The organism is Actinomyces gaoshouyii, assembly GCF_002072175.1.
Classification (GTDB): Bacteria; Actinomycetota; Actinomycetes; order Actinomycetales; family Actinomycetaceae; genus Actinomyces; species Actinomyces gaoshouyii.
In genome coordinates this window covers 48065-73984 of the sequence record NZ_MVIV01000003.1, presented here as the reverse complement: position 1 = coordinate 73984, position 25920 = coordinate 48065, and the positions used below count along the sequence as shown (strand labels likewise).

17 protein-coding genes and 1 pseudogene are annotated in these 25920 nt (G+C 71.2%); 12 read left to right on the top strand and 6 right to left on the bottom strand.

The window, feature by feature from the left end; translation table 11 throughout:
* Positions 1-17 precede the first annotated feature (17 nt).
* The 5 genes and pseudogenes from cobA to B1H50_RS03675 all read right to left on the bottom strand — a co-directional run bounded on the left by cobA (position 18) and on the right by B1H50_RS03675 (position 5676).
* A complete protein-coding gene (gene cobA, locus B1H50_RS03695) occupies positions 18-833 on the bottom strand; it encodes a uroporphyrinogen-III C-methyltransferase (RefSeq protein ID WP_080462445.1) in 816 nt (271 codons plus the stop codon).
* A complete protein-coding gene (locus B1H50_RS03690) occupies positions 830-2188 on the bottom strand; it encodes a sulfate adenylyltransferase subunit 1 (RefSeq protein WP_080462444.1) in 1359 nt (452 codons plus the stop codon). Before B1H50_RS03690 ends, cobA begins: the two co-directional genes overlap by 4 nt.
* A 54-nt stretch (positions 2189-2242) precedes the next feature.
* Positions 2243-3176, bottom strand: a pseudogene (gene cysD, locus B1H50_RS03685) (sulfate adenylyltransferase subunit CysD).
* Positions 3158-3961: a phosphoadenylyl-sulfate reductase gene (locus B1H50_RS03680; protein WP_080462443.1), complete on the bottom strand. Its 804-nt coding sequence runs from the start codon at positions 3959-3961 to the stop codon at positions 3158-3160. The pseudogene cysD and the gene B1H50_RS03680 overlap by 19 nt, the downstream one beginning before the upstream one ends.
* Entirely contained in the window at positions 3958-5676 is a 1719-nt protein-coding gene (locus tag B1H50_RS03675; protein ID WP_080462442.1) for a nitrite/sulfite reductase, read from the bottom strand. The genes B1H50_RS03680 and B1H50_RS03675 overlap by 4 nt, the downstream gene beginning before the upstream one ends.
* Positions 5677-6462: 786 nt before the next feature.
* Between B1H50_RS03675 and ileS the strand changes: the two genes are divergently transcribed.
* From ileS to ndk, 12 genes are all read left to right on the top strand, one after another.
* The gene (gene ileS / locus B1H50_RS03670) at positions 6463-9831 is read left to right on the top strand and encodes an isoleucine--tRNA ligase (RefSeq protein WP_080462441.1); all 3369 of its coding nucleotides are present in this window, start codon (positions 6463-6465) and stop codon (positions 9829-9831) included.
* 558 nt (positions 9832-10389) lie between these two features.
* Positions 10390-11139 carry a glycosyltransferase family 2 protein gene (locus tag B1H50_RS03665; RefSeq protein ID WP_233129474.1) on the top strand — a complete coding sequence of 250 codons (750 nt, stop codon included), beginning with the start codon at positions 10390-10392 and terminating at the stop codon, positions 11137-11139.
* Entirely contained in the window at positions 11139-12308 is a 1170-nt protein-coding gene (locus B1H50_RS03660) for a glycosyltransferase family 4 protein (RefSeq protein ID WP_080462439.1), read from the top strand. Before B1H50_RS03665 ends, B1H50_RS03660 begins: the two co-directional genes overlap by 1 nt.
* Positions 12309-12364: 56 nt before the next feature.
* On the top strand, positions 12365-13516 hold the full coding sequence (locus B1H50_RS03655) for a glycosyltransferase (RefSeq protein ID WP_080462438.1): 1152 nt from the start codon (positions 12365-12367) through the stop codon (positions 13514-13516).
* Positions 13500-14840: an O-antigen ligase family protein gene (locus tag B1H50_RS03650; RefSeq protein ID WP_143231756.1), complete on the top strand. Its 1341-nt coding sequence runs from the start codon at positions 13500-13502 to the stop codon at positions 14838-14840. Before B1H50_RS03655 ends, B1H50_RS03650 begins: the two co-directional genes overlap by 17 nt.
* The gene (locus B1H50_RS03645; RefSeq protein WP_080462436.1) at positions 14837-15436 is read left to right on the top strand and encodes an acyltransferase; all 600 of its coding nucleotides are present in this window, start codon (positions 14837-14839) and stop codon (positions 15434-15436) included. The genes B1H50_RS03650 and B1H50_RS03645 overlap by 4 nt, the downstream gene beginning before the upstream one ends.
* On the top strand, positions 15433-16911 hold the full coding sequence (locus tag B1H50_RS03640; protein WP_080462435.1) for a lipopolysaccharide biosynthesis protein: 1479 nt from the start codon (positions 15433-15435) through the stop codon (positions 16909-16911). Before B1H50_RS03645 ends, B1H50_RS03640 begins: the two co-directional genes overlap by 4 nt.
* Positions 16912-17116: 205 nt before the next feature.
* A complete protein-coding gene (locus B1H50_RS03635) occupies positions 17117-18580 on the top strand; it encodes a tyrosine-protein kinase domain-containing protein (protein WP_080462434.1) in 1464 nt (487 codons plus the stop codon).
* Entirely contained in the window at positions 18577-20046 is a 1470-nt protein-coding gene (locus B1H50_RS03630; RefSeq protein WP_080462433.1) for a sugar transferase, read from the top strand. Before B1H50_RS03635 ends, B1H50_RS03630 begins: the two co-directional genes overlap by 4 nt.
* A gap of 169 nt (positions 20047-20215) precedes the next feature.
* The gene (locus tag B1H50_RS03625) at positions 20216-21538 is read left to right on the top strand and encodes a UDP-glucose dehydrogenase family protein (protein ID WP_080462432.1); all 1323 of its coding nucleotides are present in this window, start codon (positions 20216-20218) and stop codon (positions 21536-21538) included.
* 70 nt (positions 21539-21608) lie between these two features.
* Positions 21609-23570, top strand: a complete 1962-nt coding sequence (locus B1H50_RS03620; protein ID WP_080462431.1) for a bifunctional folylpolyglutamate synthase/dihydrofolate synthase — start codon at positions 21609-21611, stop codon at positions 23568-23570.
* A gap of 93 nt (positions 23571-23663) precedes the next feature.
* Positions 23664-24095 (top strand): nucleoside-diphosphate kinase, encoded by a 432-nt coding sequence (gene ndk / locus B1H50_RS03615; RefSeq protein ID WP_080462430.1) that lies wholly within the window; start codon positions 23664-23666, stop codon positions 24093-24095.
* Between the two features lie 112 nt (positions 24096-24207).
* Here the strand turns inward: ndk and B1H50_RS03610 are convergent, their stop codons facing one another.
* Positions 24208-25680, bottom strand: coding sequence for a L,D-transpeptidase family protein (locus B1H50_RS03610; RefSeq protein WP_080462429.1), 1473 nt, complete (start codon positions 25678-25680; stop codon positions 24208-24210).
* Positions 25681-25920 lie beyond the last annotated feature (240 nt).

The window sequence follows — 25920 nt, the reverse complement described above, 5'->3', positions numbered from 1 at the left end:
GATGGGGCGGGTGGCGCTCAGGCCCCGGGGATGAGCCGGCGCTCCCAGTCGGGGCTGAGGGTGACGACGTCGCCGAGCACGATGACCGCCGGCGCGGCCACGCCGAGAGAGAAGGCGACCTCGGGCAGGCATCGCAGGATCGTCGTCGTCACCCGCTGATCGGGGCGCAGGCCGCTCTCGACGGCAGCCGCCGGGGTGAGGGGATCTGCGCCGCGACCCAGCAGGATCGACACTGAGCGGGCCAGATGAGTGACCCCCATGAGCAGCACGAGCGTGTGGTCCCGGCGCGCGGGCACGGTGGAGATGAGGTCCTCGTGGGCGCTGACCACGGAGAATCCGCGGGCCAGGCCCCGGTGGGTGACGGGGATGCCCGCCGCCGCCGGCACGGCCACGGCCGAGGTGACGCCCGGGACGACCTCCACATCGACGCCGGCCGCCCGGCAGGCCTGGACCTCCTCGCCGCCCCGCCCGAGGACGAAGGGGTCCCCGCCCTTGAGGCGCACGACCCGCGCCCCGCCCCGGGCGCGCTCGACGAGCAGGGCGTCGATGCCGTCCTGGGGGACGAGGTGGCGCCCAGGGCGCTTGGAGACGTCGATGACCTCCGCGCCCGGCGGGCAGTGCTCGAGGAGCTCGTGCGGCGCCAGCCGGTCGATGACGACGACATCGGCCGCTTCCAGCAGCTCCAGTCCTCGTACGGTGATGAGTGAGGCATCCCCGGGTCCGGCGCCCACGAGGGCGACTGAGCCCGCGCCCGGAGTGCTGCCGCCGGGATCGCCGGGATCCGTGGGGGAACCGGGGCCCGGGGGCGCGAGCGCCGTGCGCCGCCCGCTCATGCCCGCTCCCCGGACGGCGCGGGAGCGGACTCAGCAGCGCGCGCCATGCCCGCCGCCAGTGTCCAGCCGTCATGGGCGTCGATGACGAGGAAGGCGCCATCGGTGCGGGAACGCTCGTAGGGGGCCGCCGGGATGGCCTCGGCCAGACGCAGGTGAGCCCGTCCGATGTCGTTGAGGGCGAGGCCGTCCGCGTCCACGAGCGCGAGGCCGTCCAAGTCCAGGCGCCCGGCGATACTCGTGACCACCGCGTGGACGGTCCTCGTGCCGTGCTTGACCAGGACGCGGTCGCGCTCGCGCAGCGGCCGGTCGGACAGCCACGCCAGGCTCGCCTCGATCTCGCGGGTGGGCGCGGGCGCCCCATCGGGCGCGGCGAGCAGGTCCCCGCGTGAGAGGTCGATGTCATCGGCCAGCTCGAGCGTGACCGACTGGCCGGTGACGGCGCGCTCCAGCGGGCGATCGTCCAGGTGGATCCCCGTGACCCTCGTGGCGCGCCCCGAGGGCAGGGCGACGACCTCATCGCCGATCGCCACGGCGCCCGACGCGACCTGCCCGGCGTAGCCGCGGAAGTCCTCCAGGCCGCGAGGGGCGGCGCTCTGGGGACGGATGGCGCACTGCACCGGCAGGCGGAAGGGCCGGCCCGCCTCCGGCGGCTCCACAGGGACCGCCTCGAGCAGCTCCAGGAGCGCCGGGCCCGAGTAGAAGGGCGTGCGCGCGGAGCGGGTGACGATGTTGTCCCCCTCCAGCGCCGAGGTCGGCAGGGTCCTCGCGTCGGGCAGGCCCAGCCCCGCCGCGACGGCCTGGACATCGGCCGCCACCCGGGCGTAGACCTCGGCGGAGTAGCCGACGAGATCGATCTTGTTGACCGCGACGACGACGTGCGGCACCCGCAGCAGCGCCGCCACCGCCAGGTGGCGCCTCGTCTGCTCGACGACGCCGTGGCGGGCGTCGACCAGCAGGACGACGAGGTCCGCGGTGGACGCCCCCGTGACGGTATTGCGGGTGTACTGCACGTGCCCGGGGCAGTCGGCCAGGATGAACGAGCGTCCCGGGGTGGCGAAGTAGCGGTAGGCGACGTCGATCGTGATGCCCTGCTCGCGCTCGGCGCGCAGGCCGTCGGTGAGCAGGGCCAGGTCCGTGCGGGTCATGCCCTGGTCGAGGCTGACCCGCTCGACGGCGGCGAGCTGGTCGCGCAGGACCGACTTGGAATCGAACAGGAGGCGGCCCACGAGCGTGGACTTGCCGTCGTCGACGCTGCCGGCCGTGGCCAGGCGCAGCAGGCCCGTGGGCCGGCCCGCCGCGGGGGTGCTGGCCGTGAGGGGCGGGGCGGTGAGCGGGTGAGCGGTCGGGGTCATCATGCGTCCTCGGGGTCGTCGGTGGGGTGAGGGGGAGAGGATGAGGGCCGGGGCGGCTCAGAAGTAGCCCTCCTTCTTGCGGTCCTCCATCGCCGCCTCCGTCAGGCGGTCGTCGGCGCGCGTCGCGCTCGGTGAGTGCGGAGGCGGCCACCTCGATGGCGATCTCGTGGTTGGTGGCGGCGCCCGAGAGCACGGCGCCGGTGCAGGACATGTCCCCGACGGTGCGGTAGCGCACGGTGCGCCTCTCGGTCTCCTCACCCGGGCGGGGCCGGGTCACCGGGGTGACGGCGAGCCACATGCCGTCGCGGCGGAAGACCTCGCGCTCGTGGGCGTAGTACAGGCTCGGCAGGGCGATGTCCTCGCGCTCGATGTAGCGCCACACGTCCAGCTCGGTCCAGTTGGACAGGGGGAAGACCCGCACGTGCTCGCCCGGGGCGTGCCGGGGGTTGAACAGCGTCCACAGCTCGGGGCGCTGATTGCGCGGATCCCACTGCCCGAACTCATCGCGCAGGGAGAAGACGCGCTCCTTGGCCCGAGCCTTCTCCTCGTCGCGCCGGCCCCCGCCGAAGACGCCGTCGAAGCCGTCCGCGGCGATCGCGTCGAGCAGTGGGCGGGTCTGCAACGGGTTGCGGGTGCCGTCGGGGCGCTCGCGCAGCCGGCCGTCGTCGATGTAGTCCTGGACGGATACGACGACGAGCCGCATGCCGGCGGCCTCGGCGGTGGCGTCGCGGTAGGCCAGGACCTCGGGGAAGTTGTGCCCGGTATCGACGTGGAGCAGCGGGAAGGGCACGGGCCCCGGCCAGAAGGCCTTGCGCGCCAGGTGGAGCATCACCACCGAGTCCTTGCCGCCGCTGAACAGCAGGACGGGGCGGGCGCACTCGGCGACCGTCTCGCGGATGATGAGGATCGCCTCGGCCTCCAGCGCGTCGAGCTCGTCGAGCGCGGGGCGGGCAGCGGTGGCCGAGGTGGTGCTCATAGGTGGATCCCGCATTCGGTCTTGGTGAATCCGGCCCAGCGGCCGGAACGTGGGTCTTCTCCCGGGGCGACGCGCGCCGTGCAGGGCTCGCAGCCGATCGAGGGGTAACCGTCGGCCAGCAGCGGGTTGACGACGACGCCGTGCTCGGAGGCATAGGCGAGAAGCTCGTCGAAGCTCCAGGCGGCCAGCGGATTGATCTTGACGATCCGGTGCGCCTCGTCGAAGCCCACGAGCGGGGTGGAGGTGCGGGTGACGGCGTCCTCGCGGCGCAGGCCGGTGGCCCAGGCCTCGTAGCCGGACAGGGCCCTGGCCAGCGGCGCCACCTTGCGCAGGGCGCAACAGCGCGAGGGATCCCGGGAGTGGAGGGCCTGCCCGTAGCGCTCATCCTGCTCGGCGACCGTCAGCTCGGGCAGGACATCGATGACGGTGACGTCCATGGTCTCGGCGACGGCGTCGCGGGTCCCCTCCGTTTCGGCGAAGTGGTAGCCCGTCTCGAGGAAGAGCACGTCGACGCTGGGGATCCGCGCGGCGATGACATGCGGCAGCACGGCGTCGGCCATCGAGCAGGCGACGGCGAGGCTGTCGGGGAACGCCCTCGCGGCCCAGGCGACGACCTCCTCGGCGGGGGCGTCGTCGCCCAGCTCGGCGGCGCCCGCGGCCGCCAGGGCGCGCAGCTCGTCCTCGCCGCGCCTGGGGCGGCGGGGCGAGCGGGGGGCATTGGCGCCCCGGGCGCTCAGGTGGCCGAAGCGGCCCACGGGGGCGCCGGCGGCGCTGGTCGTGCCGGTCGTCGCGGTGGTCATGCGAGTCTCTCCTCATCCGCGCGCTGCGCCCATTGGGCGAAGCTCTCCTCGGGGTAGCGGTCGGCCAGGTAGGCCCGCACCACCCTCTCGATGTAGTCGGGCAGACCATCAGCGGCGACCTTGAGGCTGCGGACAGTGCGCCCCAGCTCGGCCTCCTCATGGCCGGGGGCGGCCAACCCTCCGCCCAGGTGGACCTGGAAGCCCGGAGCCCGTTCGCCGTCGACGGTGATGATCTGGCCCTTGAGGCCGATATCCGCCGTCTGGATGCGCGCGCAGGAGTTCGGGCAGCCGTTGATGTGCACGGTCAGGGGGCGCTCGAGGTCGGCGTCGGCCAGGCGCTCATCGAGCTCGGCGGCCACGCGCGCGGCGAGGGCCTTGGTCTCCACGATCGCGAATTTGCAGAACTCGATGCCGGTGCAGGCCAGCATCCCGCGAGTGAAGGTACCGGGATCGGGGTCGATGCCGAGAGCCACCAGGCCCTCGCGCGCCTCCTCGACGCGCTCGGCGGGAACATCGAGCAGGAGGATGTTCTGCAGGGGAGTGGTGCGCGCGCGGTCGGAGCCCACGCGCTCGGCGAGGTCGGCCAGGCCCAGCATGACGTCCCCTGACAGGCGGCCCACCGGGGGCTTGGCGCCGATCCAGTAGCGCCCATCGGCCTGGCGGTGCGTCCCGAGGTGGTCCCGGCAGCCGCGCGGCGGTCCCGGGGCCGGGCCATCGGCCAGGGCGTAACCGAGATAATCGGCCTCCAGGACCTCCCGGAACCGCTCCGGCCCCCACTGCGCCATGAGGAACTTCAACCGCGCCTTGTTGCGCAGGCGCCGGTAGCCGTAGTCGCGGAAGATGCGGATGACCCCCCACCACACCTCGGGCACCTGCTCGGGCCGCACGAATGCGCCCAGGCGCTTGCCGAGGAAGGGCGCGGTGGACAGGGCGCCCGCGATCCACAGGTCGTACCCGGGGCCGAGCTCGGGGTGCTCGACGCCGACGAAGGAGATGTCGTTGATCTCGTGGAGCACGTCCAGGCTCGGTGAGCCGGTGAACGCGGTCTTGAACTTGCGCGGCAGGTTCACGATCTCGGGGTCGCCCAGGCAGGTGTCGTGCAGGTGGCGCGCCGCCTCGGAGGGGTCGATGATCTCCTCGGGGTCGATCCCGGCCACGGGGGAGACGAGGAAGCCGCGGGGCGTGTCCCCGCAGGCCTCGATCGTGGTCAGTCCCACCTCCTCCAGACGGCGCCACATCTCGGGCACGTCCTCGATCCGGATCCAGTGGAGCTGGAGGTTCTGCCTGTCGGTGATGTCGAGAGTGCCGCGGGCGAATTCGTTCGAGATGGCGCCGATGACGCGCATCTGCTCCACCGACAGCGACGCGCCGTCCATGCGGATGCGCTGCATGAAGTAGCGGTCGGAGAGCTCGGAGGCGCTCAACTGGGCGGTCCGGCCGCCGTCGATCCCCTGCTTGCGCTGCGTGTAGAGCGCCCACCAGCGGAAGCGGTTGTGGAGGTCGTCGTCGGGGATCGCGTCGTAGCCGGCGGACGCGTAGGCGTCGATGATGCGCTGGCGCGCGCCGAGCGGGTCCCCGTCCTGCTTGAAGGCCTCATTGGGGTTCAGGGGCGCGCGGCCGTCCACCAGCCACTGGCCGTTGGACCGCCCCGAGCGCGGGGGCCGCAGGTCGCGGCCCCCCGCGGGGCCCGCCGCGCTGCTCGTCGTGGTGCTCATGTCTCCTCCAGGTGGGCGGCGCCGGGCGTCTGAAGGGGAGTCGGATCAAGAGGCTCCCCGCGGTGCCGCTCCCGTGCGGGCGGTCTGCCGCTGGGGGGAGTTGTGCTCGGCTCCGGACGCCTCATCGCGCCGGAATCCGATGATCGCGGTATCAACCGCTGCGGTCAGGCGCTCGTCAGGCCTGACAACACATGACCCAGCCGTGCCCACGCGGCGTCGACGCGGGGCGTGCCCAGCGGGTTGTGACGCGGCGTGCTGTGGTCATATGCCGGAGTGTAAGTCCCGGTCTGCGCTGATGCGATGGGGTGCTTGCATGGTGAGACCGGGCCCCAGCAGGGGCACGGCGACGCGGAGACGGGCGGCGCGCCTCCCCCGCGCCGCCCGCTGCGGGAAGGCCGGGGGCGGACCGAGGGATGTGTCGAGGACGACGCCGCGCGGGCCCGATCCCCGCTGGCCGCTCCCGGCGCCGCTGGCTACACTCCTGCGCTATCAGGCAGCGACCCGGCCGATCCGCCACGCGGCGATCGGGCATCACCGGCGAGCCTCCGGCAGAACAGCGCCGGGCCCCTGGGCCCGTCCGCCCAGTAGACCCGGACGGGACAGCCCGTCACAGCTGATGATGAAGCGGTCGCACCGCGCGCAGCCCTCGGGCGAGGCGCGGCGCGGCAAGCGAGGTGGTACCGCGGTGCGGCCCCGCCGGCCAGGGAACTCCCGGGCGGTGAGCGTCGGCGTCGTCCTCGTGAGTCCCGTCCACCCGGATGTTCACGAGCGAAAGACGCGAGGCACATGGCTGAGCAGACCCAGCGGAGCACCGCTGCCCACACCGGCGCCGCCTTCTACCCCCTGCACCGAGACGGCGAGCGGGTCGACCCCTCCCCGTCCTTCCCCGCCCTGGAGCAGGAGACCCTGGCCTACTGGAGGGCGGACGGCACCTTCGCCGCCTCCGTCGAGGCCCGCCCCGCCCACGATGCGGGTGGGCGCTCCAACGAGTTCGTCTTCTACGACGGCCCGCCCTTCGCCAACGGCCTGCCCCACTACGGGCACCTGCTGACCGGATACGTCAAGGACGCCGTCGGCCGCTTCCAGACCCAGATGGGCCGCCGCGTCGAGCGCCGCTTCGGCTGGGACACTCACGGCCTGCCCGCCGAACTCGAGGCCCAGCGCCTGCTCGGCATCGACGACGTCTCCGAGATCACGCGCCCCGGCGGCCTCGGCATCGAGGCCTTCAACGCCGAGTGCCGCACCTCCGTGCTGCGCTACACCAAGGAATGGGAGGACTACGTCACCCGCCAGGCGCGCTGGGTCGACTTCGAGGGCGACTACAAGACCCTCGACCCCACCTACATGGAGAGCGTCCTGTGGGCCTTCAAGAGCCTCTACGACAAGGGCCTGGCCTACCAGGGATACCGCGTGCTGCCCTACTGCTGGCACGACCGCACGCCCCTGAGCAACCACGAGCTCAAGATGGACGACGACGTCTACCAGGACCGCCAGGACAACACGGTCACCGTGGGCATGCCGCTGACCGAGGCTATCCTCGACGGCGCCCCCGAGCTCATCCTCATCTGGACGACGACCCCCTGGACCCTGCCGTCCAACCTCGCCGTCGCCGTGGGGCCGGACGTCGACTACGCCGTCGTCGAGGTGCCCGCGGGGCTCGACTCCCCCCTGGCCGGCCGCCGCGTCATCCTGGCCGAGGCGCTCGTGGGCTCCTACGCCAAGGAGCTGGCCGCCGAGGGCTCCGAGCCCGCCGTCCTGGCCCACCTGAAGGGCTCCGAGCTGGTGGGGCGCCGCTACCACCCGATCTTCGACTACTTCGATGACGACGCCCACCGCGCCGAGGGCGCCGCCCCGGGCCCGAACGGCTGGACGATCATCGCCGGCGACTACGTCACCACCGAGGACGGCACCGGGCTGGTCCACATCGCCCCGGCCTTCGGTGAGGACGACATGCTCGTGTGCCAGGAGGCCGGGATCGGCGCCGTCATCCCCGTCGACGACGGCGGCGTGTTCACTTCCGAGGTCCCCGACTACGCCGGCCTGCAGGTCTTCGACGCCAACAAGCCGATCACCGTCGACCTGCGCGACGGCTCCGGGCCGCTGAAGGGCCGGGAGGAGGCCGCCCGGCCCGTCCTCGTGCGCCAGGCCTCCTACGTGCACAGCTACCCGCACTGCTGGCGCTGCCGCAAGCCGCTCATCTACAAGGCGGTCTCCTCCTGGTTCGTGCGGGTCACCGCCATCAGGGACCGCATGGTGGAGCTCAATCGGGAGATCACCTGGACTCCCGCCCATATCAAGGACGGCATCTTCGGCAACTGGCTCGCCGGGGCCCGCGACTGGTCGATCTCGCGCAACCGCTACTGGGGGGCCCCGATCCCCGTATGGGTCTCGGACGACCCCGCCTACCCGCGCACCGATGTCTACGGCTCCCTCGCCGAGCTGGAGGCCGACTTCGGCGTCGAGGTCACCGATCTGCACCGCCCCTTCATCGACACCCTGACGCGCCCCAACCCGGACGACCCCACGGGCAGGTCGATGATGCGCCGCATCCCCGATGTCCTGGACTGCTGGTTCGAGTCCGGCTCCATGCCCTTCGCCCAGGTCCACTACCCCTTCGAGAACGTCGACTGGTTCGAGTCGCACAACCCCGGCGACTTCATCGTGGAGTACATCGGGCAGACCCGTGGCTGGTTCTACACCCTCCACGTGCTGGCCACCGCCCTGTTCGACCGCCCCGCCTTCACCTCCTGCGTCTCTCACGGCATCCTCCTGGGCGACGACGGCGCGAAGATGAGCAAGTCCCTGCGCAACTACCCCGACGTCTCCATGGTCTTCGACCGTGACGGCGCCGACGCCATGCGCTGGTTCCTGCTGTCCAGCCCCGTCGTGCGAGGAGGCAACCTCGCGGTGACCGACAAGGCCATCCGCGACACCGTGCGCCAGGTTCTCCTGCCCCTGTGGAACACCTGGCACTTCTTCGCCCTGTACGCCGGGCAGATGAACGACGGCGAGGGCTACGTCAGCCCCGGCGTGGACCTGTCCGACGCCGCCCTGTTCGGCCGCAAGGGCTCCCTGCACGTCATGGACCGCTACATCCTGGCCCGGGCGCGCGACCTGGCCGACACCGTGGGCGCCCAGATGAGCTCCTACGAGATCACCGGCGCCACGGTGACCATCCGCGACTTCCTCGACGTGCTCACCAACTGGTACCTGCGCACCTCGCGCTCGCGGTTCACCGACGACGATCCCGCCGTCGCCAGGCCCGCCTTCGACACCCTGGCCACCGTGCTGCGCGTCCTGACGGAGGTCATGGCGCCGCTCGCCCCGCTGGTGAGCGAGGAGATCTGGCGGGGGCTGACCGGTGGGCGCTCGGTCCACCTGACCGACTGGCCCGTCCTGCCCGCACACGTCGCCGACCCGGCCCTCGTGACCGCCATGGACGAGGCCCGCGAGGCCGTTTCCGCCGCTCTCAGCCTGCGCAAGGCCGAGAAGCTGCGCGTGCGTCAGCCGCTGCGCTCCCTGCTCATCGCCACCGCGCAGCCGGGCGGCCTGGCGCCCTTCGCCGATCTCATCGCCGAGGAGGTCAACGTCAAGGAGGTCCGCGTCCTCGACGCCGCCAACGCCGGCTACGAGCTGCGCGAGGAGCTCTCCCTCAACCCGAGGGCCTTCGCCCCCGAGGTCCGCAAGCTCACCTCCAAGCTCTTTGATGCCGTCAAGGCGGGGCAGTGGGCCCTCACTGAGGACGGCGACGCGCGCTTCGACGGTGTGACGATCGACGGCGCGCCCGTGGTCCTGGAGGCGGAGGAGGGCTCCTTCACCCTCACCCAGCGCATCGAGGTCGATGACGACGCCTTGAGCGCCACCGTCCTGGCCTCCGGCGCCTTCGTGGTCCTGGACACCGCCCTCGACGAGGAGCTCGAGGCCGAGGGCTGGGCGCGCGACCTCATCCGTCTCGTCCAGGACGAGCGCAAGGCCGCCGGTCTCCACGTGGGCGACCGGATCCGCCTGACCCTCACGGTCCCCGAGGACCGGGGCGCCTGGACGGGGGCGCACCTCGCCCTCATCAAGGCCGAGACCGGCTGTGCGGACGCCTCGGTCGTCGCCAGCGCCTCGGTGGGTCAGCCCAGTGCCGCCGTCGTCCGGAGCGAGGGCTAGCGACGACTGAGAGGGCGGCCCGCTTCCCGGAGCCGGGCCGCGCCATAATGAGCCGCGGGGGCGGCCGACCGCATGATCGCGGCCGGCCGCCCCCGCAGCATTCAACGAGCGTGGGGGATTGCGGCCAATTCTGAGAAAACCCTGGGAGCTCCTTCGAAGGTGGCATGACGTTCGACATGCATTCGGAGTGACCTATCTCCCGAAGTTCCGTCGAAAGTCGATATTCTGTTGACACCTTTGGGTGGTCTCACTAGCCTGACAAGGGTGTTCACTTCAGTTGTGATTGTTTCGTGATTGAAGTGTTCGACTCGGCGCACCTCGGTGATACGGCGCTCGTCCTGGCTGATTCACTGTGCTCGGCACAGGTGATTCGGGAGTCCCTCAAACCCTGCTGAGCTGAGTCAGTCGAAATCCCGTCTTCGTACTCAAAGGAAATCGATGACCCAGGAGAACTCCACCGGTATCCATGCTCATACTGGCGCGGAGCGGCGCATAGCAGGGTCGGATGCCCTCCCCGAAGGGCGCCCGGCGGGCTCAGCGGCAGGGGATGCCCCGCTGGTGTCCGTGATCGTCCCCTCGTTCAACTCCGAGGACCATGTCGCCGAGACGATCCGCAGCGTTCTGGACCAGACCATGGCAGACCTGGAGGTCATCGCCGTCGACGACGCCTCGACGGACTCCACCGTTCCGATCCTCACCGATTTCGCGGCGCAGGACTCCCGGATCACCGTTCTCGTGCAAGGCGAGAACCAGGGCGTCGCCAAGGCGAGGAACCGCGGACTCGAGGCCGCCCGGGGGCGCTACATCGCCTACCTCGACTCCGACGACCTGTGGGCGCCGGCCAAGCTGGAGCGGCAGATCGCCTTCATGAGGCGGACCAAGGCCGGGGTCTGCGTCACCTCCTACGAGACCATCGAGGAGGATGGCGAGCACCGGAATTACGTCCACGCGCCCCGTTCGTTCACGTACAAGCAGTTCCTCAAGAACACGATGACCTGCACGCTCTCAGTGGTTTTCGATACCACGATCGTCGATCGCTCCCTCCTGGTCATGCCGGACCTGCGCCGCGGGCAGGACGCCGCCACCTGGCTGCAGGTGATGAAGCGCGGCCACCGCTTCCACGGTCTGGACGAATGCCTCGCCAAGTACAGGAAGACCGTGGGGTCCCTGTCCTCCAACAAGGTCAAGGCGGTCAAGCGCACCTGGCGCCTCTACAGGGATGTCGAGCGCCTGCCCCGTCCCTACGCCGCCTACTGCCTGGCATGGCAGTTGTCCCACGCGATGATGCGACGCCGGAGGAGCTCCTGATGAGAACACGGACGGCAGCGCTGCTCTCCCTCACAGGCGCTGCCATCGCAGTCACGGGCATCAGTGCGCTCCGGGGCCGCGCCGCCCACCGGTCCGACGAGGTCGGCGAGGGCCGCCGCATCGGGGTCATGGGCAGGATCGACCTCGGCGAGACGATGGTCGACGGCCAGACCGTCAAGACCCGGGTGGTCTACCGCCATCTCGCCCATCGATTCGGCGCCGACGCCATCCGCACCGTCGACACCCTCGACTACCGCCACCACCCCCTGCGGGTGGTCAAGGACGCGGCGCGCTGCCTGGCCGTGTGCGACGACGTCGTGGTGCTCCTGTCCGACAACGGCCGCCGCTTCTTCTTCCCCGTGCTCGCCCTGGCCGCCTCCATGCGCGGCACGCGCGTCTTCCACAACCTCATCGGAGGCCGCCTCGCCGACGATATCGAGCGCGATCCCTCGGGCCGCCTGGTGCGCTGCCTCAACGCCTTCCAGGTCAACTGGGTGGAGAGCCGGGCCCTCGTGGCCCGCCTGGCTGAGCTCGGCGTGCGCAACGCCGCCTACCTGCCCAACTTCAAGGACTTCGATCCCGCTGCCGCCCGCCTCGACGCGCCCGAGGCCCGCCCCGCGCGCCTGTGCATGTTCAGCAGGGTGGTCCCGGGCAAGGGCATTGAGAACGCCGTGCGAGCCGTGGCCTCCCTCAACGGGGACGCGTGCCCGGGCGGCCCCGAGGCCGTGCTCGACATCTACGGGCCGATCGACGAGGACTACGAGGCTGAGTTCCGCGCCCTCATTGAGAGCGCACCACACACCCGGTACATGGGCGCCGTCAAGCCCGAGCGGGGCGTGGAGACCATCCGGGACTACTCCGCGCTGCTCTTCCCCACCGAGTTCTGGGGGGAGGGGATCCCAGGGACCATCGTCGACGCCATGGGCGCGGGCCTACCCGTTATCGCCAGTCGCTGGGCGTACTACTCCGAGATGCTCACCGACGGCGTGACAGGACTCGGCTACGACTTCGAGCGCCCCGAGGACCTCCGCCCGACCATCGAGGCCTTCCTCGCCCTGCCGCACCAGGAGGTCGAGGCCATGCGCCGCGCCATTCACGAGCGCGCCGAGGCCTACACCGCCGGCGCCGTCTTCGAGCGGATCGCCGAGGCCCTCACCGCCCGCCCCTGAGGCGGGCCCCGCCCCCCTTCCCCCGAACCACCCACGGATCACGAGGACAAGCGCCGATGACACGCACGCAGCCCAACGGCTCGCCGACGGCAACGCGATCGCAGCCCGCCATGCGCATCATGCTCGTCACCCACGGGCTGGGCACCGGAGGCGCCGAGATGATGGTCCTCAACCTCGCCCGCGAGCTGAAGCGCTCCGGGCATCCCGTGCTCGTGGCCTGCCTGGGCTCGGGGGACACCGACATCGCCGACGCCCTGCGCGATGCGGGCGTGCGCGTGGAGGCCCTGGGCAAGAGGAAGGGCCCGGACCCCCGCGCCACCGCCGGGCTGCGGCGCCTCATCCACGAATTCCGGCCCACCGTCATCCACACCCACCAGCCGGTGCTTGCCTACGTCCTGCCCGCCGTGCGCCTGAGCGGGGCCCGCCCCCGCCTCATCCACACCGTCCACTCCGTGGCCACCCATGAGACCCGCCTGCCCGTCCTGCGGCGCTTCAACCGCTACGCCTTCAGGCACGGGGTCGTGCCCGTCGCACTGGGCGAGGAGGTCCGCGACTCGATCTGCCGCGAGTACCGACTCGCCCCCGAGGGCGTTCCCGTGGTCCGCAACGGCGTGGACGTGGGCGCCTTCGCCTGCGAGCGCGACCTCGATTCCCCCGGCCCCGGTGCCCGGCGGCGCGCCCCGCGCCTGCTGTGCGTGGCCCGGCTCGCGCCGGTGAAGAACCACGCCCTCCTCCTCGACGCCGTCGCCGCCCTGGTCCGCGCCGGGCGCGACGCCAGCCTCACCATCGTGGGCGACGGCCCCCTCGTGGCCGATCTTGGACAGCGCGCGAGAACCCTCGGCATCGCCGATCGCGTCCGCTTCGCGGGTCCTCAGCGCAACCCCGCCCCCTTCTACGCCGAGGCGGACATCTTCGCGCTGGCCTCCGAGTACGAGGGCCTGCCCATGAGCGTCATCGAGGCCATGGCCGCCGGTCTGCCCGTCGTGGCCACGGCCGTCGGGGGAATGCCCAGCATCGTCGCCGACGGCCTCAATGGCGCTCTCATCAACCCCCGCGCTCCCCAGGCCGCCCAGGAGATCGCCGCGGCCGTCGCGCGCATCTGGGAGGACCCCGGGCGCTACAGCCGGCTCAGCCGCGCGGCACTCGCCACGGCGAGGGACCACTCCGCACGAGCCATGATGGAGGCCTACTGTGACCTCTACCGTTGAGATGAGTACGGGGACCGTGCCCCGGGGCCGTCTGAGCGCCCGACGGGGCGACGGCGCCGCGACCGGCACGGCCGGCGCCCTCAAGGAGGCCCTCGTCGGCTTCGCCCGGCGCTGCTACCCGCTGCGCTACCTCGGACTCATGATGATCTGCGGAATTCTCATGAAGCCGAGCCTGGTCGATGAGAGCGCGTCCCTGGCGCCCCTGGTCAAGGCCCTCACGGCCGTCGTCTTCCTCGGGCTCGTCCTGGCCTACCTCGCCCGCCGGGTGGCGCTGTCGGCCACGCTGACGCTCTTCATCCTCTACCGCCTCGCCTACCTGCTGCCCACCCTGTTGCACGACGGCGACCTGCTCAACTGGGGCTACGCCTCCATCGCCCAGGTGAGCGTCCTGATGGTCATCGAACTGCACGTCGGCGGCGAGGAGGACTCCCGCAGGCGGCTCCTGAGGGTCCTGACGGACCTCCTCCTGCTCTACCTCATGGTCAACGCCGCGATGATCCTGCTGGGGATCTCCAAGGACGCCGCCGCCGGCGCCCAGTTCTCCCAGCCCTCCTACCTCCTGGGCATCCGCACCAGGGTCACCGACACGATCTTCCCGGCCACGATGCTGGCCTTCCTCTACGACTCCACCTCGCCCAGGCGCTGGGGCTGGCGCTCGGTCATCGCCGTGGGCACCGGCCTGCTCCAGATCGCCTTCCTCCACGTGGCGACGGCGCTCGTCGGCACCGCCATCGCCGCCATCACCTACGTCATGGTCTCCCTGCGGCCCCATGGGCGGGGCCTGCTGTCCATGAGGGCCGTCACCGTGGGCGGGCTCGTCGTCACGCTGCTCGTCGTGGTGGTGCGGATCCACCTGCTGTTCGCCTCCCTCATCGAGAGCACCCTGGGCAAGTCGCTCACGCTGACGGGCCGCACCGACATCTGGGACGCCGCCCTGCCGATCGTCGCTGAATCGCCGTTGCTCGGCCACGGCATCAACCATGAGTTCGGCAGGTTCGCCCCCGGTCTCGACGGCGGGCTGTGGCAGGCCCACAACCAGTACCTCCAGATCATGCACGACGGCGGGCTCATCGCCGTGGGCCTCTTCGGCGCCCTGCTGTGGACGGCCAGCGCCCGGATAGACCGATCGGCCTGCGATCCCCGGGCCAGGGCGGCCCTGACCGCCGTCTACGCGGCGATGTCGGTGATGGCCGTCAGCGAGATCTACATCTACAACATGGCCCTGTTCATCCTCATCCCCTTCCTCGCCAGCCGGGTCGTGGAGCTGACGGGCGGCAGCCGCGCCGCCGGGACCAGCCCCCGTGAGAGGAGCGCCGACCGATGAGCCTGCCCTCACGAGTCATCCACGGCGCGCGCCGATCCCTGGTCGCCTCCCAGTTCCGCCGCGCCTCCTCGGCCGGGGTGCTCCGGACCGGCGAGGACCTGCGCCTGGGCTCCTACGCCCGCTGCTCCGCCGGCTCCACGCGCGCCCCGTCCGTGACCATCGGCGACCACGTCTTCCTCGACGCCACGCTCATGACGCGCGGCGCGGGAACCATCGCCATCGGCTCGCACTGCTGGATCGGGGGAGCGGGGGCCAGCCTCATCGGCGCCGTCGAGTCGATCAGCATCGGCTCCGACGTCATCATCTCCACCCACGCCCATATCTTCGACCACAACAGCCACCCTACCGACCCCGGGGCCCGCCTGCGCATGACGCGCGGCGAGCACGGCGGACCCCTGTGGGACTGGACCGAGGCCGAATCTGCCCCCGTGGTCATCGAGGACAACGTGTGGATCGGCGAGTACACGATGGTGCTCAAGGGCGTGACCATCGGGCACGGCTCGGTGGTGGCTGCACACGCCGTCGTCACCAAGGACGTGCCGTCCCACTCGATCGTCGCGGGCAACCCCGCCCGAGTCGTCAAGAGGCTGCAGTGAGAAGGAGCCCGTTCCGCCGCCCTACCGGCAGCGCCGTCGACTCCCTGCTGCTGGCCAGCGTCAAGATCGTGACGCTGGGCTCGACCATGGCCAATACGATGATCCTGTCGCACAGCCTGTCGCTGACCGACTACGGCACCTACGCCCAGGGCGTCCTACTGGTGACCATCTGCTCGGACTCCACCATCCTGGGGATGGCCGACGCCGTCAACTACTTCTTCAACCGCGGCGGGAAGCGGCGTCTCTCACGCGCCTACGTGCGCACCATCGTCATGATCCAGACGTTCGTCGGCCTGGTGACCGCCCTGGCGATGATCCTCGCCCGGGGCGCCATCGGCGACTACTTCTCCAACCCCCTGCTGCCCCCGCTCATCATCCTGCTCATGGCTCGGCCCATGCTCACGAATATGACCAGCGTCTTCCAGGTCCTCATCGTCTCGATCGGGCAGGCGCGGGTCATCGCGATCCGCAACCTTGTGCTGGCAGCGCTGAAGTTCATCGCCGTCCTCATCACGGCCACCATCACCTCCGACCTGGCAATCCTGTTCGCGATGCTCCTCGCTCTCGACGCGGCGTCCCTGCTGTGGTTCTGGGACAGCTTCCGGCGCTGGTGCTACCCCGTGTGGCCGTCACTGCCCAGCTGGCGCCGCATCCGCCAGATCCTGGGACTCGCTCTGCCCATGGGCGTATACGTGCTGACGGCCACTTTCATGAGGCAGATCGGCGCGCTCGTCATCGGCATGAACGAGCCCACTGAGCGCTACGCCGTCTACTCCAACGCCTCCATGGTCCTGCCCCTCGACCTCATCTCCGCCTCCTTCCTCACTGTCATCGTGCCGATCGTCACCCGCTACATCGGCGCCGACCAGAAGGAGCGCATCCGCGAGCTCTTCCGGCACTACCTGGCCGTCGGCTACCTGACCACCGGCACTTTCGCCGTGGCCTGCCTCGTGGTCGCCCCCGAGGTGGTGCAGGTCCTCTACGGCGCCCGCTACCTCGATGGCCTCGCCGTCTTCCGCCTCTACCTCGTCACCGCCATGGTGCGCTTCGCCAGCCTCTCGCTCATCCTGTCCGCCGCCGGCAGGACCCGCGCGCTCATGGCGGTCTCCCTGGTCGCCGTCACCGCCAACGCGGTGCTGTGCCCCGTGCTCTACGCCCTCATCGGCTTCATCGGGCCGGCCGTGGCCTCGGTCGTCGTCAACGCGGCGATGACCTGGGTCCTCCTGCGCCTCAGCCTGAAGGAGATCGAGGGGAGCCTGCGCTCGGCCCTCGACCCCCACGACCTCGTCCTCTACGTCTTGAGCGCGCTGGCCGCCGCGGCCGCGGGCGCCGGAGCGCGCTGGGCGCTGCTCTCGATCGGCGCCCCCGTGCCCGTGATCGCGGTGGTCGTCTTCACCGCCGTGACCGCAGCGGTCCTCGCCCTCAACCGGAGATCCCTCATGGGCTCGCTGCGCGCGATCAACGCGATGAAGTGATGGCCCGCTCCGGCAGGACCGGGACAACCGGTATGCCCGGCACCAGTGACATGACCGACATGACCGACAACGACCGAAGTGATCCCCGAGCAGGAAGGCTCCACATGTGTGACGCAACAGGATGGCCCGGCGCGGCCCCGCCCCACGGCATGGCACCGGACTGGACCGGCGCACCCGGCCGCCTCACGGGGGAGGAGGCCCGCTGATGACTCTCGAAGACCTCCTCCTGCTCGCCAGGCGCTCCTGGCGCGTCCTCGCCATCGGTGTCCTCGTGGGAGCTCTCCTCGCGGCCGGCGCGGCCCTGCTCGGCCCCAGGTCGTACACCGCCGCCTCCATCGCCTACGTCAAGGTGGACGCCTCGATCGCCGCCGCTCAGGACAACCCGACGAGCTACCAGCTCGTCGCCTCCCAGCTGGCCGAGCGCAAGGCCAAGTCCCTCCTGCCGGTCATCACCTCCGAGACCGTGGCCCAGGGGGTGATCGATTCCCTCGGACTCGCGGGCACGACGCCCACCGCCCTGGCCGGCTCCATCAAGGCCAAGCACGTCACGGGCGCGGACACGGTCGTTGTCGAGGCCACCGCCGACTCGCCCGAGCAGGCCCGCAGGATCGCCGATGAGACCGTCCGGCAGTCCAACGCGGAGTTCGCCGCCCTCAACGGCGACGACATCCCCGTCGGGGTCGAGCTCATGACCTCCGCCGAGCTGCGAGCCGCCCCCCGATCACCGTCGATCACGATACTCATGGGCGCCGGGGTCCTCGGCGGGCTCGTCCTGGCGTACCTGGGCATTCTCGTGGTCGAGGTGCTCAACAAGCGGGTGCGCGGCGCCGGAGAGGTCCTGGCCGTCTTCGAGTCGCCGGTCCTGGGGGTTCTGCCGCACTCCGATCTCATCCGGAACGGTGCGGACGCCTCCGACCCGGCCATCGAGGAGGAGCTGCGCAAGCTGCGCACCAACTTCATCCGCGCCACGGCGACCGCCGGACGCAGTGCCGTCATCTCATCGGCCGTCCGGGGCGAGGGGCGCACCACCATCACGGTGGGCCTGGCCCGGGTCCTGGCGATGTCCGGGCACCGCGTCGTCCTCATCGAGGGGGACCTGCGCGCCCCGTCCCTGGCCTCCGTCCTGGGGGTGGACGGCCGTCGCGCCGGCCTGGCCCAGGTGCTCGCCGGCACCGCCTCCTCCGACGACGTCCTCGTGCGCACCTCCATGCCGGGCCTGTCCGTCATCCCCGCCGGGGCGCTGCCGGGCAACCCCTCCGAGCTCCTGGGCTCCTCGCGGATGACCGAACTGCTGGAGAGCCTGTCCGCCGAGGCCATCGTCCTCATCGACTCCCCGCCGACCTCGCAGGCCACCGATGCTGCCGTGCTGGCCGCCCAGGCCGACGGCGCCCTGCTCGTGGTCTCCACCGGCACCACCACCACCACCCAGTTGCGCCAGGCCGCGCAGGCTCTCGAGCAGGGCGGCGGGAGGATCCTCGGCGTCGTCCTCAACGCCGTCAACAAGCGGGGGCTTCTCGACGGCGGCCGCGCGGGTGCGCTCATGCCCGGTGGCGCGAGCCGATCCGGCGCCGCCCGCGGGGAGATCGGCGCCGGGGCCCCCGCGCCCGCGATCCCGGTCCGCGACAACGGCACCGCGGGGCTCCTGGCCGACCGATCGGCGGAATCATGATCCAGTCGTCCTCCTTCAGCGCCGTCCCGACGGCGTCCGAGGCCTGGAGGAGGAGGACCTTCTTCCGCCGGGGCCTGCGGGCCGGAGATCTCGTGATCATCCTGCTCGTCGTCGTATGCGTGGAGAGGCTGTGCCATGTCACCGGCCGCGAGGACATCGGCACCGGAGTCGTCCCCGCCCTCGTGATGCGCGCCCTGCTCATCGCGGCGGTCGCCGTGACCTGGGGGATGCTGCTGACCAAGGCCGATGTGTACCGCGACAGGGTCCTGGGGCACGGAGCCACCGAGTACAAGCGGGTCGTGTGGGCCACCGTCCTGGAGTTCGCGGGGTTCTCGATCCTGGGCTACATGGTGGGGGTGCGGCTGCCCACCTCCTACCTCGTGGCCGCGCTCGCGATCTCGATCGTGGCCCTCCTGGCCTGGCACTGGGCCGCCCGGCGCCGTCTCATCCGCCTCTCCGCCGCGGGGAGGCTCGCGCAGCCCGCCTACGTCGTCGGATCGACTGGCGCCGTGGCCTCGGCGATCGCCGAGCTCGCCCGGCAGCCTGGCCTCGGACTGCAGATCCGAGGCGCCTTCATCTCCGATGAGGGCCCCCTCGGGGAGCGCCCCGACCTCCCCGTGCCCATCATCGGGGGAGTGGGAAGCCTGCAGGACACCGTGGAGAGCTCCGATGGCATCGCCGTCGTCGTCGCGGAGGACTCCGGGCTCACCTCCGCCATGATCCGCCGACTGAGTCAATCCCTCGGCGCCGAGGGACGCCTCATCATGCTGCCCCCGCTCCTGCAGATCGCCAGCTCGCGGCTGTGGATGCGCTCGGCCAGGGGCCTGTCCGCCATCGAGATCCAGCAGCCCCGCGCCGATGTGGCGCACTCGCTGGTCAAGCGCGCCACGGACATCATCGCCTCCTCGCTGCTCATCGTCCTGCTACTGCCCGTGTGGCTCATCGTTCCGCCGCTGATCTGGATGCAGGACCGCGGCCCGATCCTCTTCCGCCAGACCCGCATCGGCCTGGACGGCAAGCCCTTCCAGATCTGGAAGTTCCGCTCCATGCGGATCAACGCCGACGCCGAGCTCGCTGGGCTCCTGCGCGAGCAGAACCGCACGGACAGCCCCCTGTTCAAGGTCGACAACGACCCGCGCATCACCCGCGTGGGCGCCTTCCTGCGGCGCACCTCCATCGACGAGCTGCCCCAGCTCTTCAACGTCCTGGCGGGCTCGATGAGCCTGGTGGGTCCGCGCCCCCAGGTGGCAAAGGAGGTCGCGCTCTACGACGATGAGGCCGCCCGGCGCCTGCTCTCCAAGCCCGGGATCACCGGGCTGTGGCAGGTCAGCGGCCGTTCCTCCCTCACCTGGGAGGAGGCCATCCGCCTTGACCTGTTCTACGTGGACAACTGGACCCCCGGGCTCGACCTGTGGATCCTGCTGCGCACCGTCAAGGCCGTCCTCCTCCTGGACGGCTCGGCCTGACTACCTCCGGCCCGGGTGGGCCCTGCCGGGGCCACCCATCGTCCGCGCCCACCGCTCTCCCCTCATCCCGATGCCTTATCGCCATCGACGCGCTCTCCCAGGCGCGCGGGGCACCACTGAACGACCCTGATGATCCGGCCCCGCGAGGGCCGGGAGGAGAGGAGCACCCATGCGCATCTCGATGATCGGATGCGGCTACCTCGGCGCCGTCCACGCGGCGTCAATGGCCGAGATCGGGCACGACGTCGTGGGGATCGACGTCGACGAGCACCGGATCAGCGCCCTCGCGGCCGGGAGGGCGCCGTTCTTCGAGCCGGGCTTCGAGGAGGTCCTCTCGCGCAACGTCGCCTCCGGGCGCCTCCGCTTCACCGCGGACATCTCCGCCGCCGAGGGTTCCCAGGTCCACTTCATCGGCGTCGGGACCCCCCAGACACCCTCCGGCGCGGCGGATATGACGTATGTGGACAGCGCCGTCGACGCCCTCGAGCCCCACCTGGGCAGGTGCGTCGAGGGCGAGGAGATCGTCGTCGGCAAGTCGACCGTCCCCGTGGGCACGGCCGCGCGCCTGGCCGAGCGCTTCGACGCCGCGGGCACCACCCTGGTGTGGAACCCCGAGTTCCTGCGCGAGGGCTTCGCGGTCAAGGACACCCTGGAGCCCGATCGCATGGTCTACGGCCTGCCCGCCGACACCTTCCGGGCCGAGGCGGCCACCGCCGTCCTCGACGAGGTCTACGCGCCCATCCTCGCCACCGGCGTCAAGCGCCTGACCATGGATTACGCAACGGCCGAGCTGGTGAAAGTCAGCGCCAACTCCTTCCTGGCCCTCAAGATCTCCTTCATCAACGCCGTCGCCCAGGTCTGCGACGCCGCCGGCGCCGATGTCACCTCCCTGGCCGAGGCCATCGGCCTGGATGCGCGCATCGGCCACCGATTCCTGCGCGCCGGCATCGGCTTCGGCGGGGGATGCCTGCCCAAGGACATCCGCGCCTTCCAGGCGCGCGCGGCCGAGCTCGGCACGGGCGAGGCTCTCGACATCCTCGCCGAGGCGGACCGGGTCAACTTGCGGGCGCGTTCCGTCGTCCTCGACAAGGCCCGCCAGATGCTCGATGATGGGCTCGACGGCGCCCGCGTGGCGATCCTGGGAGCCGCCTTCAAGCCGGACAGCGACGATATGCGCGACTCGCCTGCTCTCGAGATCGCGGGTCTGCTCGCCGCCGCCGGCGCGCGCGTGGCCATCACCGATCCCCAGGCCGGCGCCATCCTCGCCGAGCAGGGCCGCGAGGGCCTGGAGGTCTGCGAGACCGCCGATGAGGCCCTGCGAGGAGCCGATCTGGCCGTCCTGACCACCGAGTGGCGCCAGTTCACCTCCATCGATCCCGTGCGGGCGGCCTCCCTCATGCGCCGCACCAACGTCATCGATGGCCGCAACTCCCTGGACGCGGGGGCGTGGAAGGGCGCGGGCTTCTCCTACATGGGAATGGGCCGGCGCTGAGGGGGCATCCGGGCCAGTACAGTTGTCTCTCGCGGGCACGGTGCGGGCCCGCGGGCGATGAGGAGGACTGATGACCCACCACCAGGGATCCGGCGGCGCGGCGAGCGCTGAGGGCGAGCCGACCGGTCGGGCCGAGAACGGCGCCAAGGGCTCCCACCCGGGCGCGGCCTTCGGTATTCCCGCCCGCGCCACCGCCGAGGAGGTCGTCGACGCCGTCTTCGGCACCGGGGGCGCAAGCACCGGGGCCCGGGACGGCGGGGAGGGGATCGACCCCGGGCTCCTGCCCTACCTCGAGGCCGCCGACGCCTCCGCGGCGGGCGGGGGGCAGGATCCCTCCGCGCCGGGCCGCAACCTCGCCGAGGCCCGCCGGGCCGCCGGTGAGCGGGATGAGGCGCGATCGGCGGCCGAGGCCGAGGACCTGGCGGCCTTGCGCGAGCTCGTCGCGCACAACATGCTGGCCTCGGGCGACCCGGACGAGCTCGACGCGCTCCTGGCCGAGGTCGACGCCGACGGCTCCGATGACTGGGAGTCCTGGGAGCCGGTCCTGCCGGACGCCGATGGCGATCCCGACGGAGGGCAGAAGGCTGACGCGGCGAGGGACGGCGATCCCGGCGAGGGGGACGCCCACCGCCGGGCCCTGCTGGCGGCCGCCCGCGGCGTCGAGGTGGGCGAGCGCATGCGGCAGGTCGAGGCCGAGATCCTCTCCCGCGCCCCCGAGCACCGCGTCCAACCCTCCCTGGAGCGCATTGAGGCGGTGATGGACATCCTGGGCCACCCCGAGCGCGCCTACCGGGTCATCCACATCACCGGCACCAACGGCAAGACCTCGACAGCCCGCATGACCGAGCGGCTGCTGGCGGCCGCGGGCCTGCGCACCGGCAGATTCACCAGTCCGCACCTGGCCACGATCCGCGAGCGCATCAGCCTGGACGGCGAGCCGATCAGCGAGGAGGGCTTCATTGCCGCATGGGAGGACGTCGCCCCCTACATCGCGATGGTCGATGAGCGCTCCACGGCCGGGGGCGGCCCGAGGATGAGCTTCTTCGAGGTTCTCACCGTCATGGCGCTGGCGGTCTTCGCCGATCACCCCGTGGACGCCGCCGTTATCGAGGTCGGTATGGGCGGTACATGGGACTGCACGAATATTGTGGACTCCGATATCGAGATCATCACCCCCATCGGCCTCGACCACGCCGCCTGGCTCGGCAGCACGATCCGCGAGGTCGCCGAGAACAAGGCCGGCATCATCAAGGACGGGGCCACCCTCATCACCTCGCTCCAGGATCCCCGGGCGCAGGAGGTCATCGCTGCCGCGGCAACCGAGCACCGGGTCGTGTGGCGCAGGGAGCTCGATCCCCAGGAGGACCCGGGTGAGCCGGGGGCCGGCGAGTTGAGCGTGCGCTCGCGAGAACTGGCCGTGGGCGGCCAGCTCGTCACGCTGGCCACGGCGGCCGCCGTCTACGAGGACGTCTTCGTGCCCCTCCATGGCGAGTACCAGGCGCGCAACGCGCTACTGGCGCTCGCGGCCGTCGAGGCCTTCTTCGGGGGGCGCGCCCTTCCACCGGCCCTCGTGGAGGAGGGCTTCGCCTCGACGACATCCCCGGGGCGCCTGGAGGTCCTGCGGTCCTCCCCGACCGTCATCGTCGATGCCGGGCACAACCCGCACGGCGTGTCAGCCCTCATGCCCGCCGTTGAGGAGGCCTTCGGCTTCACGCATCTCGTCGCCGTCATGGGCGCCATGGCGGACAAGGACGTTGAGGGGATCCTATCGGTCCTCGAGCCCGCTTGCGACGCTGTCGTCTGCGTGCCCATCGACTCGCCCCGGGCCATGGACGTCGAGGACCTGGGGGCCGTCGCCCGCGAGGTCTTCGGGGAGGACCGCGTCCAGGTGGCGCAGGCGCTCGCCGACGGCGTCGACCGCGCCGTCGCGCTCTCCGAGGGCGGTGATGCCCCGATGACGTCCTCGGGCGTGCTCATCGTGGGCTCGGTGATCTTGGCCGCCGAGGCCCGGGCCCTGTTCCGCCGCCCCTGAGCCCGCGGGCGCGATATCGTCGTCCCACCGCGGCGGCCGGTGCGACGAGATCCGATCACCGGTCCCGCCCGTCACCGACGTCGAAGGACACCCATGACCGCCTCACCCAGCCGCATCCTCATCCTCGTCAAGCCCGACGGCGTGCGCCGCCGCCTCACCGGCGAGATCCTGCGCCGCATCGAGGCCAAGGGCTATTCCCTGGCCTCCCTCAAGCTCGTCGTCCCGACTGAGGAGGTCCTCGCCGCCCACTACGCCGAGCATGTGGAGCGCCCCTTCTACCCCGGGCTCGTGGAGTACATGACCTCCGGGTCGGTGGTCGCCGCCGTGGTGGAGGGCCATCGCGTCATTGAGGGCTGCCGCTCCCTCATGGGCGCTACCGATCCGACGACGGCCGCGCCCGGCACCATCCGGGGCGATCTTGCCCGCGACTGGGGATCGAGCGCCATCGAGAACCTCGTCCACGGCTCGGACTGCGAGGCCTCCGCGGCCCGCGAGATCGCCATCTGGTTCCCCGAGCTCGGCTGAGGCCCTCGCTGGCTCCCACGGGCGCGATGGCGGCCCGCCCCTTCCGGGGCGGGCCGCCATCGCGCGAGGACGGTCAAGGACGATCCGGGGCCGGCGGATCGGATCAGTGGCGTCAGTAGTGGCTGACCACGGTCGTGCCGTTGTCCGCCCAGGTGTACATCCACTGGGCCTCGTCAACGGGCATGTTGAGGCAGCCGTGCGAGCCCGAGTAGCCGAAGGACGAGCGCCACGGGGCCCCGTGGAAGGCGTACCCGCTGTGGAAGTAGCTCACCCAGGGCACGTCCTCAGTGACGTAGTCGGAGCCATCGGCGTTCTGGCCGCGCATCGTCTGCGTCGCGTACTTGAGGTAGACGCGGTACGTGCCGGTGACCGTCGGCGTCTCCGCGGCGCCATCGACGATCGAGACGGGCCCGCGCACGACGGTCGCCCCCTCGTAGGAGGTCACCGTCTTGGCGGAGAGGTTGACGTCCACCCATTTCTCACCGGGGGCGGCCTGGTAGATGAGGCTCTCGGCGCCGTCGGCGATGGCCCGCTGCGTCCACTTCTCCTCGCCGACCTCCATCTCGAAGGCCCCGGAGTAGCCGGTGCCCTTGCCCAGGGCCTCGGCGATCGAGGCGGACAGGGCGTCGGCGTTCTTGACCGTCCGGCTCTTGATCGCCTCGACGGGGGTCGCCACGACCTCGCCCTTGGAGTTGACGTTCCTCGTGCCCTGGACCTCGTCGATGTTCTCCTCACTGGCCTGATCGGCCACCCAGGAGGAGACCTCAGCGGAGTCGATCGACAACGTCGGCGCGGCGTCATTGCTCGTGGAGACGGTGATCCAGGAGGCCTTGGTGGAGGCGTCGGGGCTGTAGGAGGTTTTGCCGGAGGCGTTGGAGATCGTCACGTCCTGGCTGATCCAGCTGTTCGCCGTATCGGCCACGGCCTGGGCGTCCGCGTCCGAGACCGCGGGCGGCTGGGTGGTCATCGACACGGAGGCGCTGGTGGGGGTCAGGGTCGAGGCGGCCTCGGCGCCGGCCCGGGCCAGCGGGGCGGGATCGATGCTCGTCCCCGACACGGCCGGTGTCACCGTGAAGGAGGTCCCCTTCGCGTTGAGCGAGACCTCGGCATTGCGCGCGCGGACCTTGTCGGTGGGGATGAGCGAGGAGGCGTAGGCGTCGGTGACGGAGGCGTCAGTGGTTATGACCACGGGGATGTCCTCGGAGGAGAACAGTGAGGCCAGGCGATCCCCGGCGCTGGCGCCCCGCGCCAGGGCAGCGTCGGCCGTTGCGCCTGGATCCACGGTGATGCCGAGGTCCGCCAGCGTCGCGGTGGCGGTCACGTCCCCGGACACCGCGACCGTGGCCGACTCCGACTTCGAGGCGATCATCGAGGAGATCTCATCGCGCGTCATGCCCGACACGTCGGTCCCCCCGATCGCGGTTCCAGGGACGGCGCGGTCCGCGTAATGGCTCGCGTAGGCGTAAGCGCCCGTGCCCGCGCCGGCCACGAGCAGCAGTCCCAGCCCGGCCCACAGAGGCCAGCGGCGATGGCGTCCGGGCGCCGCCGCCTCGGTGCTGTTGTCCAGAAGAGTCTCCGCGGTCATCACATGCCCTCGATCGTGCCCGCCCTGTGAGCCCCCTCCTCGGGGAGGGGAGGGACGCGCTGTCCCCGTCCGGCCCCGCGTGCGCGCAGGGCCGTCCGTGAGACCATCACACGCCAGTCCGCTTACCGAGTCAACGCCCTTCCCTGCATGTTTCCTGTGAGATCCCTTAATGATCGTGAGATTTTGCGGGTCACGGGGCGTCCGTGAGGAATCCCCCTGGGTCCCGGTGGGCGGATACTC

Bases quoted from the DNA above. Each gene is read 5' to 3' on its own strand.
- cobA (WP_080462445.1), bottom strand. From the start codon at position 833: ATGAGCGGGCGGCGCACGGCGCTCGCGCCCCCGGGCCCCGGTTCCCCC.
- B1H50_RS03690 (WP_080462444.1), bottom strand. From the start codon at position 2,188: ATGATGACCCCGACCGCTCACCCGCTCACCGCCCCGCCCCTCACGGCC.
- B1H50_RS03680 (WP_080462443.1), bottom strand. From the start codon at position 3,961: ATGACCACCGCGACGACCGGCACGACCAGCGCCGCCGGCGCCCCCGTG.
- B1H50_RS03675 (WP_080462442.1), bottom strand. From the start codon at position 5,676: ATGAGCACCACGACGAGCAGCGCGGCGGGCCCCGCGGGGGGCCGCGAC.
- ileS (WP_080462441.1), top strand. From the start codon at position 6,463: ATGGCTGAGCAGACCCAGCGGAGCACCGCTGCCCACACCGGCGCCGCC.
- B1H50_RS03660 (WP_080462439.1), top strand. From the start codon at position 11,139: ATGAGAACACGGACGGCAGCGCTGCTCTCCCTCACAGGCGCTGCCATC.
- B1H50_RS03655 (WP_080462438.1), top strand. From the start codon at position 12,365: ATGACACGCACGCAGCCCAACGGCTCGCCGACGGCAACGCGATCGCAG.
- B1H50_RS03645 (WP_080462436.1), top strand. From the start codon at position 14,837: ATGAGCCTGCCCTCACGAGTCATCCACGGCGCGCGCCGATCCCTGGTC.
- B1H50_RS03635 (WP_080462434.1), top strand. From the start codon at position 17,117: ATGACTCTCGAAGACCTCCTCCTGCTCGCCAGGCGCTCCTGGCGCGTC.
- B1H50_RS03630 (WP_080462433.1), top strand. From the start codon at position 18,577: ATGATCCAGTCGTCCTCCTTCAGCGCCGTCCCGACGGCGTCCGAGGCC.
- B1H50_RS03625 (WP_080462432.1), top strand. From the start codon at position 20,216: ATGCGCATCTCGATGATCGGATGCGGCTACCTCGGCGCCGTCCACGCG.
- B1H50_RS03620 (WP_080462431.1), top strand. From the start codon at position 21,609: ATGACCCACCACCAGGGATCCGGCGGCGCGGCGAGCGCTGAGGGCGAG.
- ndk (WP_080462430.1), top strand. From the start codon at position 23,664: ATGACCGCCTCACCCAGCCGCATCCTCATCCTCGTCAAGCCCGACGGC.
- B1H50_RS03610 (WP_080462429.1), bottom strand. From the start codon at position 25,680: ATGACCGCGGAGACTCTTCTGGACAACAGCACCGAGGCGGCGGCGCCC.